Annotated in this window: 14 protein-coding genes and 1 pseudogene; 11 read left to right on the top strand and 4 right to left on the bottom strand. The window is 37.3% G+C overall.

The window, feature by feature from the left end; all coding sequences use genetic code 11:
* Nucleotides 1–835 precede the first annotated feature (835 nt).
* Nucleotides 836–994 (bottom strand): annotated as a pseudogene (locus AACZ30_RS08300) (thrombospondin type 3 repeat-containing protein); the annotation flags it as partial.
* A 1130-nt stretch (nucleotides 995–2124) separates the two neighbouring features.
* Between AACZ30_RS08300 and AACZ30_RS08295 the strand changes: the two are divergent.
* Nucleotides 2125–2760 carry an esterase gene (locus AACZ30_RS08295; protein ID WP_075326458.1) on the top strand — a complete coding sequence of 212 codons (636 nt, stop codon included), beginning with the start codon at nucleotides 2125–2127 and terminating at the stop codon, nucleotides 2758–2760.
* Between the two features lie 85 nt (nucleotides 2761–2845).
* On the top strand, nucleotides 2846–4117 hold the full coding sequence (locus AACZ30_RS08290; protein WP_339648769.1) for a divalent metal cation transporter: 1272 nt from the start codon (nucleotides 2846–2848) through the stop codon (nucleotides 4115–4117).
* A 148-nt stretch (nucleotides 4118–4265) separates the two neighbouring features.
* On the opposite strand, the gene dnaK is transcribed toward AACZ30_RS08290, so the two are convergent.
* On the bottom strand, nucleotides 4266–6194 hold the full coding sequence (gene dnaK, locus AACZ30_RS08285; RefSeq protein ID WP_208225083.1) for a molecular chaperone DnaK: 1929 nt from the start codon (nucleotides 6192–6194) through the stop codon (nucleotides 4266–4268).
* A 219-nt stretch (nucleotides 6195–6413) separates the two neighbouring features.
* Between dnaK and AACZ30_RS08280 the strand changes: the two genes are divergently transcribed.
* From AACZ30_RS08280 to AACZ30_RS08270, 3 genes are all read left to right on the top strand, one after another.
* Entirely contained in the window at nucleotides 6414–7847 is a 1434-nt protein-coding gene (locus AACZ30_RS08280; RefSeq protein WP_339648766.1) for an L-serine ammonia-lyase, read from the top strand.
* A gap of 204 nt (nucleotides 7848–8051) precedes the next feature.
* A complete protein-coding gene (locus tag AACZ30_RS08275; RefSeq protein ID WP_339648765.1) occupies nucleotides 8052–8675 on the top strand; it encodes a CPBP family glutamic-type intramembrane protease in 624 nt (207 codons plus the stop codon).
* A gap of 76 nt (nucleotides 8676–8751) precedes the next feature.
* Entirely contained in the window at nucleotides 8752–9783 is a 1032-nt protein-coding gene (locus AACZ30_RS08270) for a formylglycine-generating enzyme family protein (protein ID WP_339648764.1), read from the top strand.
* On the opposite strand, the gene AACZ30_RS08265 is transcribed toward AACZ30_RS08270, so the two are convergent.
* Nucleotides 9784–10239 (bottom strand): nuclear transport factor 2 family protein, encoded by a 456-nt coding sequence (locus tag AACZ30_RS08265; protein ID WP_339648763.1) that lies wholly within the window; start codon nucleotides 10237–10239, stop codon nucleotides 9784–9786.
* 62 nt (nucleotides 10240–10301) lie between these two features.
* Here AACZ30_RS08265 and AACZ30_RS08260 point away from each other — a divergent pair, with 62 nt between their 5' ends.
* The 4 genes from AACZ30_RS08260 to AACZ30_RS08245 are packed head-to-tail and all read left to right on the top strand — an operon-like array spanning nucleotide 10302 to nucleotide 13799.
* Nucleotides 10302–11432: a glycoside hydrolase family 18 protein gene (locus tag AACZ30_RS08260; RefSeq protein ID WP_339648762.1), complete on the top strand. Its 1131-nt coding sequence runs from the start codon at nucleotides 10302–10304 to the stop codon at nucleotides 11430–11432.
* A 60-nt stretch (nucleotides 11433–11492) separates the two neighbouring features.
* Nucleotides 11493–12311, top strand: a complete 819-nt coding sequence (gene panB, locus AACZ30_RS08255; RefSeq protein WP_075326445.1) for a 3-methyl-2-oxobutanoate hydroxymethyltransferase — start codon at nucleotides 11493–11495, stop codon at nucleotides 12309–12311.
* A 50-nt stretch (nucleotides 12312–12361) separates the two neighbouring features.
* Complete coding sequence (locus tag AACZ30_RS08250) at nucleotides 12362–13060, top strand: RluA family pseudouridine synthase (protein WP_339648761.1); 699 nt, start codon at nucleotides 12362–12364, stop codon at nucleotides 13058–13060.
* 16 nt (nucleotides 13061–13076) lie between these two features.
* Nucleotides 13077–13799 carry an energy transducer TonB gene (locus tag AACZ30_RS08245; protein WP_339648760.1) on the top strand — a complete coding sequence of 241 codons (723 nt, stop codon included), beginning with the start codon at nucleotides 13077–13079 and terminating at the stop codon, nucleotides 13797–13799.
* On the opposite strand, the gene AACZ30_RS08240 is transcribed toward AACZ30_RS08245, so the two are convergent.
* A complete protein-coding gene (locus AACZ30_RS08240) occupies nucleotides 13800–15344 on the bottom strand; it encodes a hypothetical protein (RefSeq protein ID WP_339648759.1) in 1545 nt (514 codons plus the stop codon).
* 147 nt (nucleotides 15345–15491) lie between these two features.
* Between AACZ30_RS08240 and AACZ30_RS08235 the strand changes: the two genes are divergently transcribed.
* Complete coding sequence (locus AACZ30_RS08235) at nucleotides 15492–16664, top strand: 2-isopropylmalate synthase (RefSeq protein ID WP_208225075.1); 1173 nt, start codon at nucleotides 15492–15494, stop codon at nucleotides 16662–16664.
* 45 nt (nucleotides 16665–16709) lie between these two features.
* Nucleotides 16710–17679: aconitase family protein (locus AACZ30_RS08230; RefSeq protein ID WP_339648756.1), on the top strand; the 970-nt coding region annotated here is incomplete at its 3' end.

Genomic DNA, 17679 nt, shown 5'->3' with positions numbered 1-17679 from the left:
TTTTATTTAATTAAAGTTTTATTTATTAATATCCTGTAGACGAGGATTGATTAGATATACGTGTGGTTTTTGCTCTAATTTTCGATCTTGCTGCCTGCTTAAGTTCAGTTATTGGTGCTGTATCAATTTTTGCTACACCCCCAAGAACTAAAGTATTTGTAGTGTCATAGAACAGGGCAAAGTCACCATCTCCAGGTTCTATTACAGAAGCGCAGGCAATGGTTAGGTCTTCTATACCTGCCATAATAGGGTGATCTCTATTTGATGCTGAAGGTAATATGGTATAATCACAATCAACTCGTCCTCCACTATTGAATAAAACGGCGCCCATATTTGCAAGGAATTGATTTTCAACTTCAATATTTGCATAAAATGAATCATACTCACCAACAAAAATTATTCTTCCACCATCGGCCGCGAATTGCTTTAAAGTATTGATTTCATCTACCGTATATTGCGATGTTGGCATAACCAGCATCACTATTTTAACATCTGAAGGAATGCTTGTTAAAGAGCCTACCGTTGAAAAAATACTCTCTACGGTAAAACCTTCATCTTCAATAACAGATTCGGTGGTAGCCCATCCTGTTTCAGTACATTCGCCATTGCTGTAGCATCTTGCATTGCGCCCGCGATCTATCCAAACTACATCTCCACCGTTCCTTACTCCCGTAGTGGTATAATTAACGAGGTTTTGAACAAATCTCACATTATCGGGATCTTCCAGAGCGGTATTATCAAATATATTTATATCGTTTAATACAACTACATCTCTGCCGGGAACCCGGATACTTTCACATCCAACTTCATCTACTTCTACTCCGGGATCTGTATCTGGACATTCATCAATATCATTTGGTATGCCATCGCCATCATCATCTGATCCACTTTCACAGGCATCACCTACACCATTTTCATCTTCATCTGCCTGGTCTGGGTTTGGTACATTTGGACAATTATCTTCGCTATTGGGAATTCCATCCTGATCTGAGTCTAATGGTTCGTCATCATCTCCACAACCAAAAAATAAATGTTCGTATTCTACATTATCATCCCCGTCAAAATTAGCCTGAATATTGGCTCTACTCAACGTACCATCAATAATTATCTCTGAAACTTCGCCATATACATCTGGCCATCCCTTAAGAGTAACCTCATAATATAGATATGGTTCCTCATCGTCGTAATCCTGTAAATTAGGTAAATCGAAACATAATGGATCTGCCCAGGGATCTTCACCTTCAGCAGATTTCGCATTTTCTACATCGGTATAAAGCGGAGTTCCACTATCATCTGTTCCTAACCAGATATCTACGCTATAAGCCGCGGTATAATGTCTTCCGGCTTCATTACAATAATTTGCGAAGAAGCAAAATTCAAATATTTCGGTGGGAATAAGATCAAAAAATAGATAACCATATTCATTCACAATTCTATCATCAAAACAAACCACCGTTACATCTACATATTTTTTAACTCCACTACGAAGATTAATGTCTAACGGTAAAGTGTTCTGTAATAAATCTCCAATTGCACCTCCTTTTGGTGCAAGCCAAATAAGACCTCCTTCAGAATTATACACTGCAAAATGATCTAAAGTATACGTTCCCGGTTCAAGTTCAAGTTCAGGACTATATTCAGTATAATTTTCATCAGAAACCAAATCAATTGCAAAAGGATCTCCAGAAGTACCTACGACTTCTTCTTCACCTCGCAATAAAATAATTTCTACATAGGAAGGGGTATCATCAGAACACGCTGGAAGCTCGGTAGCTTCCTGTTTATTTTGCTGGTTTCGTAGCAGATCATTAAGAATAGGACTAAAAGATAGCGTAGCTTTTTCTGAAACTTCCTGGACACCTTCCTCTTCACTACACGAAAAACAAATAACGCATAGGAGGAACGATAAGAATAATCTTCTTATAAAAATTTCCATAATAATTAGTATTAATTAGTTTTGTGAATACAAATTGCCGGGGTGAAATTTATTGCATTACATGAGGGTGTATTGCAATAAGAAAAGGTCACAGGGGGTTAAGAATATTATCTTCGAAGATATTTCAAATTTAATGAGAAAATCTCGCTATTCCACTGAGGGTTTCCCATTAAAAATCACATAAAATAATGAGTACCGAAAAGCAGCTTTCTTACCAAATCACTAATACCTACAGCGTTTTAAACGATTTTACTGAAAAGACAAAAACAGTCTGGTTGGTTTGCCACGGAATTGGTTATTTAAGCAGGTATTTCTTAAGGCATTTTAATCATTTAAATGCAATAGAAAATTATGTGATTGCTCCACAGGCCCAGTCTAAATATTACCTCAACAACGAGTATAAACACGTAGGTGCCTCCTGGCTCACTAAAGAACAAACTGAAGCAGAAACTGAAAATGTACTCAATTATCTCGATGAAGTTTATAAAGCTGAAAATCTAAAAAATGCACCAAGATTAATAGTTTTAGGCTATTCCCAGGGCGTTTCAGTAGCAACAAGGTGGATTGCCAGGCGAAAAATTGAATGCCAAGAATTAATTATGCATTCGGGAAAAGTTCCTTCAGAATTAACTGCTGAAGATTTTGAATTTCTTAAGCAAACAAATTTCACTTTTATCTACGGAACTGAAGATGAATACCTCAAAAACGGAATAGTAAAAGTAGAAGAAGAACACCTGAAAGAGATATTTCCTCATAATCTTGAAATAAAAACCTATAAAGGTGGGCACGAAGTCAATACCAAAATTATTGCTGAATTTGCTTAAATTCGGTGGGTATTCTATTCAATTCTTTAGCCAGAAACTGTCACTTCGAGCGCAGTCGAGAAGTTAGCGATTTAATTATTTCTAAATGAAACAAAAAAATACTTCTTCTAAAACTTCCATCTTAAAAAGTATTGGCCCCGGATTTTTACTGGCTGGAGCAGCCATTGGAGTTTCTCATTTAGTGCAGGCTACCAGAGCCGGTGCCGATTATGGATTTATTTTAATTTGGGTTTTGATCGTTGCTTGTATTTCAAAATATCCTTTTCTTGAATTTGGCCCCAGGTTTGCCGCAGGTACCGGAAATCATTTGATTACTGGCTATAAAAAACTGGGTAAATTCCCATACTGGATTTATATACTGATTACGCTGGGAAGTATGTTTATTATACAGGCTGCAGTGACTATTGTTACCGCCGGTTTAGCCGAGCGACTCTTCAATTTTGGCTGGCCGCCTTTTCTTTGGAGCGGAATTATTCTCATTGCCTGTATCGCTTTACTTTTAATAGGAAAATATCCGGGCCTGGATAAAAGTATGAAAGTGATCGTTACTTTATTGACGTTGGCTACACTTGCTGCAGTAATTATGGCTTTTGGTGCGGGGACTGTTAACGATGCAGTTACCACCGAACCGCCTTCGCTATGGACTACCGCCAGTTTGGGTTTTATAATTGCTTTTATGGGCTGGATGCCTATTCCTTTAGATGCTTCGGTTTGGCATTCCATCTGGACCAAAGAAAAAGCAGTTCAAAACAAACAGAAAATTTCAGTTAAAGGTGCTTTTGCCGATTTTAACGTGGGTTATCTTTCGGCTGCTTTTATTGGGTTACTTTTCTTTTTGCTAGGCGTTTTAGTAATGTTTGGCAGCGGCACTTCGTTTTCCAGCAACAGCGTGGAATTCTCGAGCCAGTTAGTGGAATTATACGGAAAAACCCTTGGGAAATGGAGTAAACCTTTGATCTCTGTAGCAGCTTTTGTTACCATGCTAAGTACCGTTCTAACAGTTACTGATGCTTACCCGAGAGTAATTTCTGAATTAAAAAACCCCGAAAAGGATAAACCTGAAGACAAAAAAGAGAAATGGAAAATTTACCGAACTTCCATTTTTATTATCCCAGTTCTTTCGCTTTCTATTTTGTATTTCCTCTCCGGTTCGTTTACCATTTTGGTAGATTTCGCCGCCGGACTTTCATTTCTATCTGCACCATTTTTGGCCTGGTATAATTATAAACTGGTAACAGGAAAACAAATGCCTAAAAAACATAGGCCGGGAAAGAATTATAGAGTTTTCAGCTTGATTTGTTTTGGGCTTTTGGTGATATTTAATTTTGTGTATTTGTATTATACATTTGCCCCCTAACCCCGGAAGGGGGAATATTCTCTCGTATCCTATCATTCTGAATGATAAAGCTTAAACTTCTTAAAACAAAAAAGCGCGACCCATTCAGATCGCGCTTTTGATTTATTTAAGCCCTCCCATTTCGGGGGAGGGTTGGGAGGGGGCTTTTTTATTTAACTTCCTCAAAATCTACATCTTCTACGTCGTCTCCGCTTTTAGAGTCTCCTCCAGCTTGCTGGCCGCCTTCAGCTCCGGTAGCACCTTGTTGTGGTCCACCTTGTCCGCCTTGAGCTTCAGCTTGTGCTTTATACATTTCTTCAGAAGCTGTTTTCCAGGCTTCGTTCAATTTGTCTAAAGCAGGAGTAATTTTATCTAGCTCTTTAGTTTCGTAAGCTTTCTTCAATTCTTCTAAAGCTTCTTCTACCGGCTTTTTCTTATCTTCAGAAATCTTATCGCCAAATTCTTTCAACTGCTTTTCAGTTTGGAAGATCATAGCATCAGCTTCGTTAAGCTTATCTACTTTTTCTTTGGCTTGCTTATCGGCATCAGCATTTGCTTCAGCTTCTTTCTTCATTTTCTCGATTTCTTCTTCTGTTAATCCTGAAGAAGCTTCGATACGGATATCCTGAGATTTTCCGGTTGCTTTATCGGTAGCGCTTACTTTAATGATACCATTGGCATCAATATCAAAAGTCACTTCAATTTGAGGAGTTCCTCTTGGCGCTGGTGGAATTCCGTCTAAGTGGAATCTACCAATTGTTTTGTTATCTGCCGCCATTGGACGCTCACCCTGCAACACGTGAATTTCTACAGAAGGCTGATTATCGGCCGCGGTAGAGAATGTTTGTGATTTCTTGGTTGGAATCGTAGTGTTAGATTCAATTAATTTAGTGTTAACTCCTCCCATAGTTTCAATACCTAAAGAAAGTGGAGTAACATCAAGTAACAATACATCTTTTACATCTCCTGTTAATACACCACCCTGGATAGCAGCACCAATTGCTACAACCTCATCTGGGTTTACACCTTTAGAAGGTTTCTTACCAAAGAATGCCTCTACTTCTTCCTGAATTTTAGGAATACGGGTAGAACCACCAACAAGAATTACCTCATCGATATCACTTTTTGAAAGACCTGCATCGCTAAGTGCTTTTTTAACAGGCTCCATAGAACGAGTAACTAATTCTGAAGCTAACTGCTCAAATTTAGAACGGCTAATAGTTTCTACAAGGTGTTTTGGTCCGCTTGAAGTTGCCGTTACATAAGGTAAATTAATTTCAGTTTGACTTGAAGAAGACAACTCAATTTTAGCTTTCTCAGCAGCTTCTTTTAAACGCTGAAGTGCCATTGGGTCTTTTCTTAGATCAATATCTTCAGCTTTCTGGAAAGTATCTGCAAGATAATCGATTAGAACTTCATCAAAATCGTCACCACCTAAGTGCGTGTCACCATTTGTTGATAATACTTCAAATACACCATCACCTAATTCAAGGATAGAGATATCAAATGTACCACCACCAAGGTCATATACAGCGATTTTTTGATCCTGAGATTTTTTATCAAGTCCGTAAGCCAATGCAGCTGCAGTAGGCTCGTTTATAATACGACTTACTTTCAATCCTGCGATCTCACCAGCTTCTTTTGTAGCCTGACGCTGAGAATCGTTAAAGTATGCAGGTACGGTAATTACCGCCTCTGTTACATCCTGTCCAAGATAATCTTCTGCGGTTTTCTTCATTTTTTGAAGTACCATTGCAGAAAGTTCCTGCGGAGTATATTTTCTTCCATCCACATCTACACGTGGAGTATCATTATCACCTTTTACTACTTTATAAGGAACCCTTCCTGCTTCTCTAGAAGATTCAGAATATTTGTTCCCCATAAAACGTTTAATAGACGAAATAGTTTTTTCTGGGTTAGTTACTGCCTGACGCTTAGCCGGATCACCAACTTTTATTTCGCCACCTTCTACAAATGCGATTACAGAAGGTGTAGTTCTTTTTCCTTCGGCATTAGGTATTACCGTAGGCTCGTTACCTTCCATTACGGCAACGCAAGAGTTGGTAGTACCTAAGTCAATTCCAATTATTTTACTCATAACTTTATAGGTTGAATTTTATATTATTGATTTCAATTCTTCGAGGTGTTAAAGTCAATCATTATGCCAGCAGAAAACTTATGACAGGTTGTCATTTTTTCCTAAAAGTACTTGCCAAATCTGCGCTTCGAAGCTTACGAAATCGTTTTAATATTTCTTCAATTCATTCTACTTCATACTAACAAATCCTTATTTTTGCAGTAAAATAGGAGTTATACAATGCGAAAAATTGAATGTATTAGTGTTTTTGATATGTTGAAGGTGGGCGTAGGTCCTTCCAGTTCTCATACTTTAGGTCCCTGGCGGGCATCACAACGCTGGATTGCAGAATTAAAGCAAAAAGGCACTTTTGATGACGTAGAACATATACATATAGATCTCTATGGCTCTCTATCCCTTACCGGAATAGGTCACGCTACAGATATTGCTACTGTTTTAGGACTTTGTGGTCACGATCCTGTAACTATGGATATTTCTATAATTGACACTGAAATTCAAAAGATTAGGGAAACAAAAAAACTTCAATTTAACGGCGAAAAAGAGATCGATTTCAGCATTGCTGACGATGTAAAGTTTAACAAGAAATTCCTTGAGTTTCATCCCAACGGAATGACATTTAGGGCTAAACTGAAAAACGGTAAAAAAACCTCTTCTTCGTTTTATTCTATCGGCGGCGGTTTTGTTGTAAAGAAAGAGCGTAAAAATGCTAGTAATAAGATGAAAAGCTTTTTAGAATTTCCTTTTCCTATTGAAAAAGCCACAGAACTCCTAGCCTATTGCAAAGCTGAAAACAAACCTATTTCTGAAATAGTTCTGGAGAATGAAAAATCTCTTAGAACTGAAGAAGAAATAAATGCCGGCTTAAAACAAATTTGGGATGTGATGCTGGAATCGATGTTCATTGGCTGCCATACCGAAGGCACTCTTCCCGGCGGACTCAATGTGAAACGCCGTTCTTTTGAAATGCACCAGCGTCTTATTGGCGAAGAAAAATATGATTCTCCCGAAGATTGGATAACCGCTATTAGAAGAACTGAGGTGAAATTCAGGCAAATCCTTAAATGGGTGAGTTGTTTTGCTATTAGCGTAAATGAAGTAAATGCATCTTTGGGTCGTGTAGTCACCGCGCCAACTAATGGCAGTGCCGGCACCGTACCTTCTGTAATGATGTATTATATGGTGATAGAAAACCACGAAGCAACTTTTGAAGATATGAAACGCTTTATGCTGGTTGCCGGTGAAATTGGCAGTCTCTTTAAAAAAGGAGCCACGATTTCTGCAGCTATGGGCGGGTGCCAGGCAGAAATTGGTGTATCCTCGGCAATGGCTGCCGGCGGATTAACAGAATTACTTGGCGGAACGCCTGAACAGGTATTAATGGCCGCAGAAATCGCTATGGAGCATCATCTTGGATTGACTTGCGATCCTATTGCAGGTTTGGTACAGGTGCCTTGTATTGAAAGAAACGCAATGGGTGCCATAAAAGCCATCAATGCCGCTGAAATAGCCCTGGAAAGCGATGCTACCAAAGCAAAAGTTCCATTGGATAAAGTAATTGAAACAATGTGGGACACTGCAAAAGATATGAATTCTAAATACAAAGAAACATCTGAAGGCGGGCTCGCAGTTAAAGTGAATTTAAGCGATTGTTAATTACCCGTTCTCTGTTGTGGGTAATCAGTTCTGAATTTTGCTATTCTGAATTTTGAATTATTTAAAAAACTCATTGGAATAATTCGTGAATTAGTCATTTAAAATATCTTACAGTATTAAATTGCAGCAATAATCAAATCTAAATCTTTGCAGTTCCCTAAAATCCCACCAAAAGTCAGCAACCTCTTTCGCAATTACTGGTTCATGATTGGGACCTATTTTCTGTTCTTCTTTTTATTGGGATTTTTAAATACATTTTTACCAGAATTAGACCTCGAGAAATACCAGCAAACTGAACTATTCAATCTAATGGATGAGAGTCCGCTGGCATTTATTCTTATGGCGGTTATTATAGCGCCCCTTTTGGAAGAAAGTATGTTTAGAACCCTCATTAAGCCTTCTTTTACCGAAATCTACATTTTTATTTGTGCAGTACTTGCATTTATAGGCCTCGGTTTTATTCCGCAGGAAGCACATTCTTTACTTAAATATGGCCTGGTAATATTATCGGCTATTATCATTTTTCTGTTCTTACAATCTCTAAAACCTTCAAGATTTCTTAGAATATTTCGTATAATTCTTTACCGAAATTATAAGTTTATATGGCTACTAACCGCTGCTCTTTTCGGTTTGGTTCATATCTGGAATTACGTTGAAGGTTGGCAATTTGACCTGATTTTATTCCTTTTAATTTTCCCAAGAATTATCGCCGGGTATTTCTTCGGAAAAATAAAAGTCGAAAACGGAAGCCTGCTCTGGCCCATAACCATGCACGCCATGAACAACGGGATTGTAGTATTCTTTTTGCTTCCAAAGCTTTTACAATAAATAAAACCAGCCTTAGCAGCTTCAATTAATTTTAAGTATTTACCACACTTGTTTATCTTTAGCCGAAAATCAGTTAATGCGTTTCTCCTTTCTAAAATACTTCGTTCTCCTTTGTCTTTTCTGTTCATTTTTTAGTTGTAAAAATGAAGAAAATGATCCTGCTGAATCTTCTAAAGAAAATATTCAGAAAACCGAAAAATCCTACCATGAAAAATATCTGGAAGAAATTGCCGAAATAAAAAAACGCGATTCGGTTTCAACCTCTAGAATGCTAAAGATTGAAGGAGGGGAATATATGATGGGTGGAAATTCGCCACAAGCCCGGCGAGATGAATTTCCGCAGCATAAAGAAACTATTAAAGCATTGTGGGTAGATGAAACTGAGGTTACTAATGCTGAATTCAGAGAATTTGTAGAAGAAACGGGTTACGTTACTACCGCCGAACGTAGTTTTGAAATTAACGGTAAAACTTTTCCTCCCGGTGCCATGGTTTTTGATGCTAAAAATCCGCAGGCCTGGTGGAAGTTTAAAGAAGGTGCCAACTGGAAACATCCGCAAGGTCCAAAAAGTTCTATTGAAGATAAAGAAAATCATCCCGTAGTACAGGTTTCCTGGTATGATGCTATGGCGTATGCAAAATGGGCTGGAAAACGTTTACCTACCGAAGCAGAATTTGAATACCTGGCCAGAGGTGGGAAAGAAAATCAAATTTACCATTGGGGAAACGATTTTGAGAAAGCAACCGCATTTGTGAATTTCCACCAGGGCGATTTTCCGGTTTCTAACGAGATAAAAGATAGTTTTGAAAAAACCGCCCCGGTAAAAAGTTTTCCTCCCAATTCTTTCGGGCTCTACGAAATTTCTGGAAATGCCTGGGAATGGGTTTTAGATACTTATTATCCAAATGCGTATTCAAAATTAGAACAGCGCACAGATGGTTACTTTAAAGAATATTTTAATCCCGAACAACAAAAAGTTATTCGGGGAGGTTCTTTTTTATGCAGCGAATCTTATTGCACCGGTTACCGGAATGCGGCAAGAATGAGCTCTACACCCGAGAGTGGATTGGAACATTTAGGTTTTAGGTGTGTTAAAGATGTTGAATAGTTACTTACAGCCTTTTTTACTACGTGTATCTACCAAATAGATGATTTTCCATTCGCCTCTGGATTTCATGAGCTGGAAAGTATTTACCCCGCAATGACTTAATTCATCATTTACGTAAAACGAATAAGGAGTGCTTATATTGGCGATCATTCCGTTGACATTAATATCAAAATCGTGTAATTTTTCTTCAAATTTAGTTGAAGCAGGAATTGAAGCTATCGACTTTAAAAAATGTGAATATTCTGAAGTAGATAAATCTGTATTCCCTTCATTATCTATAGCTACAGATTGCATTTTAATATCGGGATGTGCAAAACTTTTTAACCTCACAGAATCCTGAGCGTGAAAGGCTTCAAAGAAATTTTCAATTAACCTCTGAAGATTTTCTTTTTCGCCATTCTGGCTCCACCCAATTTGGCACAAAAGCAAAAAACTAATTAATAATAACTTCTTCATAGAATTCATTTTATTTAAACGCTAATTTAGTATTTTAAAGTTTTTACGCTAATCCATCAATTATGAAAAGAATTACGATTATTTTCTGGTGTCTAAGTCTTTGTTTTTTCTTTAATAATCTTCACATGAAGGCCCAGGGAAAACAGGAAAAAAAGATTGTAGCCTATATTATTAGTGATAATGTTAATGATAAATTTGATGAAATTTCTGCTGAAAAACTCACCCACATTAATTACGCATTCGCTAATATTAAAGATGGAAAAATTATAGAAGGAAATCCTGAAGATGTAGAACGATTAAAAAAAATAAACAGTTTAAAAGAAGAAAACCCCAATTTAAAAATCCTGATTTCGGTTGGGGGCTGGACCTGGTCTGGTGGATTTTCTGAAGCAGTGGCAACCAGAACTGACAGGGAGCGATTTGCCAATAGCGGAATTTCCTTTCTACAAAAACACAAAATTGATGGGATAGATTTAGACTGGGAATATCCCGGGTTACCAGGAGCGGGAAACCCTCATATGCCTGAAGACAAACAAAACTTCACCTCTATTTTAAAACTTTTTAGAAAGAAATTAGATTCCCTGGGAAAAATAGACCAGAGAAATTATTTACTAACCATAGCAACGGCTGCTACTCAGGAATATTTAGATAATGTAGAATTGGATAAAATTCATCCTTACCTGGATTTTATAAATATTATGAGTTACGATTACCAGGGGGGATGGAACGATTCTACCTCCCACCATACAAACTTATATGTTTCAGAAACAGATCCCAAGGATTACAAACAGAGTACTCAAACCGCGGTGAAGGAACATTTGGCGACGGGCGCTCCTTCAGAAAAAATTGTTGTGGGTATGGCTTTTTATGGCCGTGGATGGCACGAGACAGAAAATAAAAACTTCGGGTTACATCAAAAAGCTCTTGGGAATGCTTTCAGTATTAATTATAGAGATTTAAAAGATACTATAGAGACTGGTAAATATAAACGCCATTGGGATAAAGAAGCCAAAGCACCTTTTCTTTGGCGCGAAGCTACCGGAACATTTATCACTTATGATGACCCCCAATCAATAAAAGAAAAAGCCTGTTATATTTTAGATAATAATTTGGGTGGTGCGATGTTTTGGCAATATCACGGAGACGATGGCGAATTATTAAAAACGCTTTATGCTGAACTTAAAAAACTATAAAACCGGCTTCTTGCCTTAAAACCGCGTGTTTTTGTACTTTTACCATCCAAAATTGAAAATATGTCTGTAGCTAAGAAAGAATATAAAAGAGTCACTACCAAGTCTCTCGTAGATATGAAAAAAAATGGTGAGAAGATTGCGATGCTAACTTCTTACGATTACTCTATGGCGAAAATTGTAGATGGTGCTGGAATAGATGTAATTCTTGTGGGAGATTCTGCCAGTAATGTAATGGCGGGACACGAAACCACACTTCCTATTACTTTAGATCAAATGATTTATCACGCCACCAGCGTGGTAAGAGCTATAAATCGCGCCCTTGTTGTTGTAGATCTTCCCTTTGGAAGTTACCAGAGTGATCCAAAAGAAGCTTTGCGCTCTGCCATTAGAATTATGAAAGAAAGCGGCGGTCACGCTGTAAAACTTGAAGGTGGAAAAGAGATTAAAGAATCGCTTAAACGTATACTGCACGCGGGAATTCCCGTAATGGGACATTTAGGCTTGACCCCGCAATCTATCTATAAATTTGGGACTTATACCGTTAGAGCGAAAGAGGAAGCTGAAGCCGAAAAATTAAAATCTGATGCGATCTTGTTGGAACGCCTGGGTTGTTTCGCCATAGTTTTAGAAAAAGTTCCGGCTAAGCTGGCTAAAGAAGTTGCCGAAAGTATAAGTATTCCTGTAATAGGAATTGGTGCCGGAAACGGTGTAGATGGCCAGGTTTTGGTAATTCATGATATGTTAGGGATGACCCACGAATTTAACCCGCGATTTTTAAGAAGATATGCCGATCTTCATACCGAAATGACCAAAGCTTTTGAAAATTATCGGGACGATGTAAAAAGCAAAAGTTTCCCGTCTGATGACGAACAATATTAGTTTAGTAAGCAGTCGTAAGTTGCAGTTTGCAGGCAAATAAAATATCCAGTTTGGAAAAAACAATTTCAGATAAAAATAACCTCCAGGTTCTCTATGAAGACAATCACATTATTGTGGTTAATAAACGTCCCGGTGATATTGTGCAGGGCGATAAAACTGGCGATAAACCGCTAAGTGAGGTTGTAAAATCTTATATAAAGGAAAAATATAATAAACCCGGAAATGTTTATTTAGGCGTAGTTCATCGTTTAGACAGACCAACCAGCGGAATTGTTCTTTTTTCAAAAACTTCTAAAGCCCTACCAAGACTTAACAAGCTTTTTCAGCAAAAAGAAGCGAAGAAAACTTACTGGGCAATTGTGAAAAATGTTCCCCCGAAAGATTCAGATACTTTAGTCCATTTTTTAAAGAGAAACCCAAAGCAAAACAAATCTTACGCGCATATTAAAGAAGTTCCCGAAAGCAAAAAAGCTATTCTGGAATATCGACTTTTAAAAAAATTAGACAACTATTTTCTGTTGGAAGTAGATTTGCATACCGGGCGGCATCATCAAATAAGAAGTCAGCTATCGGCAATTGGCTGCCCCATTAAAGGCGATCTTAAATACGGCTTTGACCGAAGTAATAAAGATGCCAGTATTCATCTACACGCAAGGGAGCTAAAATTTATTCATCCCGTAAAGAAAGAAGAAATAAACATTATTGCTCCTCCTCCAGATGAAGTACTTTGGAATAATTGTTTAAACTAAACCCGCCTAAAATACTATGAAAATCCTTTTCCTCAGCTTAATTCTTACTGTAATTTCATTTTCCATATTTGCCCAGGATACCATTTATATGGATAATAATTACCAGGAATTGGATAAGAAAGAAAATGCTAAATATTTTAAAATTGTTACTCCTACTCCAGACAAAGACTACGAATTTTTAAGAACCACCTATTTCGTGGATGGAACAAAAAAAGCTGAGCAATCTTATGATCTAAAAGATGAAAAGAAAATCTATGAAGGATTACATAAACATTATTATGAATCTGGAGAATTGTTTCATTCGATAGAATTTAAGAAAGGAAAAATGCACGGTGAATTAGTTGCCTACTGGAAAAATGGGATCAAAAGGAGACACGATTATTTCAAGCGGAATAAGCTGAAAAAAGGGACGGTTTGGAATAAGGCTGGTGAAGAAATTGAATATTTCCCCTTTGAGATTCCACCTGAATTTCCTGGAGGACAAAAAGCTCTACAAAAGTATCTAATAGAAAATATTAAAATACCTACTTATCATAATTCTATGCAGCGAGTAGTAATAAGATTTACTATTAATTGCGAAGGAAATACGACTGACATTAAAATAGTTGAAGAAGCCCCCGCTGAATATATGGTGGAAGCTTATAGAGTTGTAAAAGAAATGCCAAAATGGAAACCAGGGAAGCAATTTGGAGAGGAGGTAAATGTAAGTTATAGTCTTCCTCTCGTGTTTCAAAAATAACTATCTGCTTACCAAAGCCACTTTTTCAGCAATAACATCAGCCACCGGGCGGTTTTCTATTTTACTCTCGAGCCAGGAAAGGATATCCAGGTATAAAAATGCTCTACGCTCATAGGGATGATCTTCAAAATCTTTTAATTTGGTATGGAGTTTCCTAAATTCATCTTTAATCTCAAGCGGAGAAACTTCTGGTAAATTTCTAAGAAAACGTATCATTTCTTTCTGCACCTCGTGCAAATCGTTCATTTTAATTAAAAATTTATAGGTAGATTTTACAAGGCGATCTAAGTGATAGTCCAGCCCGGCTTCGTAATGAGCCACCAAACTCAAGATACGGGCAAAACACATAAGGTCTTCCCGCATTTCAAGCGATTTATTATTGATAATCTTATTAAGAAATTCTATACATTTTTTATTGTTCCCGTCTCCAAAATATAAACAGGCAATCTTATAGTAGAACACCATAATGTGATGCTCATCAATTCGGTCCTTATATTTTTTAATTCGTTTCTGGATTTTCTCTACCAATTCATCGCCATTCGCAAAGTTCCCCTGCATAAAGCGTAAATTCAGCTTATTGGAGTATAGATAAAGAAAAGCCAGGGCTTTTATATTATCATCATCAGGAATTTTGGCATCCTTCAGCATTCCCTCAAGATTCTTAAGGGTTTTCTCGAATAAGTTGGTATGATTAAGGTAAAATAAAGATTCCAGCAAATAATGATTACCTTTTAAATACGAAACCGGGTGAATAGGTACCAAATGTGTATGTTCATTAAAAAGATCTATCCATTTCATAGAATAGCGGTAGCAAGCCAGAAAATCCTGGGTGATAAAACTAAACCATAAGTGGGCTTTATATAGCCACAATTTTTCTCTGAAACCTATATTCTTGATTTGATATTCAGGAAGGTTTTGATAAAAATAATTTCTGATACTTTCAGCCTCTTCTTGTGTTCTGGCATATCCCATTTTTAGAAAAATAGCATATAACTGCAAAGATAAATTTGAAAGTTTACTGGAAATTAAATTTAGATCACTCAAATCCCTGGTTTGCTGAATAAGGCTTTCGGCACGGTTTTCTATACTTCGGGTAATATATTGCGATTCTATAATTTTCTCCAGCTCCAGGATTTCATAAGCCAGGTTTTTCTCCTCATATTCCAGCGCCTGGCCTTTAATTTTATCGAGCAATTTCAGGCTTTGTTTGTAAAGACCTTTTCTATAAAGAATATAAGCAAAATCAAACTGTTCCCTAATTTGCACCGGTATGCTTTGATGAGCAGGATTCAGTCTAAGACTAATAAGAATTTGTTTATATAAATGTGCCTTTACATTAGATAATTGTTGCTTACTTATTTTAGTTTTTAGAAGAATTTCTTTCTCATTATATTTCTTCATTTTGGTCATCACCTTAAATAAATTTAAAAATTTACTATCGGTATTCACACCAATTCTTCCAACATACAATGAAAATTGACGCTTTTCTGAAGGTGAAAGCGACTTAATCAAAGAAAATAAGTTATCAGTTAAATCATTAGTCATTGTAACAGAATAGTTCGTAATAAACTGATTTACAGTAGTATTACATTATATTTTTTAGTTTAATTATCGTAATAACCTTATAGGCAAAGGTCTGCAGTGTATAGATTAACAATACTTTAGTTAAAGATAAAGTAAAAAAAATCTCTTATGAGCACAGAAAAGGTAGAAATTTTTGACACGACGTTACGAGACGGAGAGCAAGTTCCAGGTTGTAAATTAAATACGGCCCAAAAACTTAAAATTGCTGCGCGCCTTGATGAGCTGGGAGTAGATGTTATTGAAGCAGGTTTTCCTGTTTCCAGTCCCGGCGATTTTCAATCGGTTTACGAAATCTCTAAGCTGGCAAAGAATGCCGCCGTTTGTGGACTCACCCGTGCTGTTAAAAAAGATATCGAAGTTGCTGCTGAAGCTTTAAAATATGCTAGAAAACCGCGTATTCATACCGGTATTGGAACATCAGATTCACATATTAAATATAAATTCAACTCTACCAGAGAAGAAATTATTGTGCGTGGTGTAGCCGCGGTTAAACACGCAAAGAATTTTGTAGACGATGTTGAATTTTATGCTGAAGATGCCGGAAGAACAGATAATGAATTTCTTGCCCGCGTTTGTACCGAAATGATTAAAGCCGGAGCAACTGTTCTAAATATCCCTGATACTACCGGATATTGCCTTCCTGATGAATACGGAAGAAAAATAAAATATTTAAAAGACAATGTAAAGGACATCGATAAAGTTAGAATTTCCTGCCATTGCCACAACGATTTAGGCCTTGCTACGGCAAATGCTATTGCAGGTGTACAAAATGGAGCACGCCAAATAGAATGCACTATTAACGGAATTGGTGAGCGTGCGGGGAATACCGCTTTAGAAGAGGTCGTCATGATCTTAAGACAACACCCTACTTTAAATTTAAACACAAATATAGACCCCAAATTCCTTTTTGATACTAGTTGTATGGTTTCCCGTGAAATGGGAATGTTTGTACAGCCAAACAAAGCGATTGTAGGTGCAAATGCCTTTGCACACAGTTCTGGAATTCACCAGGACGGGGTAATTAAAAACCGTGAAACTTACGAAATTATAGATCCTGCAGAAGTTGGAGTTACTGAATCTGCAATTGTTCTTACGGCCAGAAGCGGAAGGGCAGCTTTAGCTTACAAAGCCAAGAAAATGGGTTACAATTTAACCAAGCTTCAGTTAGATGAGGTTTATGCTGAATTTCTGAATTATGCTGATGCCAGAAGATGCGTGGAAGACAATGATATTCATGAAATTATGGAAATTTCAGAAAGAAAAATAAGAGCTATAGCTTAATAATCCAACAAAAAGTTTAATACAACAAGGATTGAATTTATAAAAATGAAGAAAACTTTATTCGATAAAATTTGGGATGCACACGTGGTAGAATCTATACCCGATGGTCCCGATATTTTATATATCGATAAACATTTAATACACGAAGTTACGAGTCCACAGGCTTTTAACGAGCTGAAAGAAAGGGGTATTTCGGTATTTCGACCAGATCAGATTGTTGCTACGGCAGATCATAACACCCCGACTGAAAATCAGCATTTACCGGTTAAAGACTTATTGTCTAGAAAACAACTTAAAGAATTAACCCAAAATTGCGAGGAAAATAATATTACCCTTTATGGGCTTGGCCATCCTTACAACGGAATTGTTCACGTAATGGCTCCTGAGCTCGGGATTACCCAACCGGGAATGACGATGGTTTGTGGTGACAGTCATACCTCTACCCACGGCGCATTTGGTACTATTGCCTTTGGAATTGGAACCAGCCAGGTTTCCCAGGTTTTTGCCAGCCAATGTGTTTTGGTTCAAAAACCTAAAAAATTGCGGGTAAACGTAAACGGAAAACTCAAAAAAGGGGTTTTACCAAAAGATGTTATTCTGTATATAATAAGCAAACTCGGGACAAATTCTGGTACCGGATATTTTTGCGAATATGCCGGAAATATATTCGAAGAAATGTCTATGGAAGGCCGAATGACGGTTTGTAATATGAGTATTGAAATGGGTGCTCGTGGCGGTTTAATCGCTCCAGATGAGACTACTTTTGAATATGTAAAAGGCAAAGAATTCGCACCAAAAGGTGAAGAGTTTGAAGCAGCAAAAGCTTATTGGGAAACTTTAAAAACCGATGAAAACGCTGAGTTTGACAAGGAATATTCATTTGATGCAGCAGATATTGAACCTATGATCACCTACGGAACAAATCCGGGGATGGGAATTAAAATCACAGGTGCAATCCCAATGGAAGGTGGAAAAAGCGATGCTAAAGCTTTGGCCTATATGGGCTTTAAACCTG

The organism is uncultured Salegentibacter sp., from assembly GCF_963972535.1.
In the GTDB taxonomy this organism is placed as follows: domain Bacteria; phylum Bacteroidota; class Bacteroidia; order Flavobacteriales; family Flavobacteriaceae; genus Salegentibacter.
Note: the sequence above shows the minus strand (reverse complement) of the source record. Positions and strands in the feature narration are given on the sequence as shown.